We start from the raw sequence: 707 nt of genomic DNA on the forward strand, positions 1-707 counted from the left end.
TACTACCTGATTGCGGATCTGGTCAGGGATACGGTTCCATTGACTTCTGGCCTTTCTATTGTTGGGAGCCAGCCCATCGTAACCGCTTTCCTTGTACCTGCCATACCAATTATAAAAAGTACGCTTAGGTATCTTCAGTTCCTTGAGTGTTCTATTTACACCTAAATCTGAGCCTTCCACCAAACTTATGATCTCGTATTTCTCTTCTTGACTAAAACGCATATACTTCTTGAACTCTATTCGAGACCACGCAAGTCTTTTTTTAATACCCTGATCTCAAGTGCCTGCTCTGCAACCACCATCTTTAGTCCATCTGTCTCTTTGCGAAGCTCGTTGACTTCAAAACTGTTGGCTTCACGTTCTGTATCACCGTTTAAGCGTTTCTTGCCCGCTTCCAAGAAGTCTTTGCTCCATTTGTAGTACAAAGTCGGTGCAATACCTTCTCTACGGCAGATTGCCGCTACGGATTCTTCGCCCTTGAGCCCCTCAAGTACGATACGGATCTTTTCTTCAGCGTTAAACTTTCTTCTTGTTTTTCTTTTGATGTCTTTGACAACTGCTTCGGCTGTCTTTCTTGGTCTTCCTGGTCGTGCCATTTTGTTTACTTTTTTAAGGTTTTTAATAAAGCCTTGAAAGCATGCTTTCAAGGTAATAAAGTGTTAGTTAACTTTTTCCTTAACTGGTAAACATTATGCTGACGATTTACA

At 41.6% G+C, this 707-nt stretch carries 2 protein-coding genes; both read right to left on the reverse strand.

Annotated elements, in window-relative coordinates:
• On the reverse strand, nucleotides 1–222 hold a 222-nt coding region (locus KCG49_RS16615; RefSeq protein ID WP_218548026.1), incomplete at its 3' end, for a helix-turn-helix domain-containing protein.
• A gap of 14 nt (nucleotides 223–236) precedes the next feature.
• On the reverse strand, nucleotides 237–647 hold the full coding sequence (locus tag KCG49_RS16340; RefSeq protein WP_218548027.1) for a transposase: 411 nt from the start codon (nucleotides 645–647) through the stop codon (nucleotides 237–239).
• Nucleotides 648–707: the final 60 nt, after the last annotated feature.

It is taken from the genome of Winogradskyella luteola (genome assembly GCF_019203985.1).
Taxonomy (GTDB): domain Bacteria; phylum Bacteroidota; class Bacteroidia; order Flavobacteriales; family Flavobacteriaceae; genus Winogradskyella; species Winogradskyella luteola.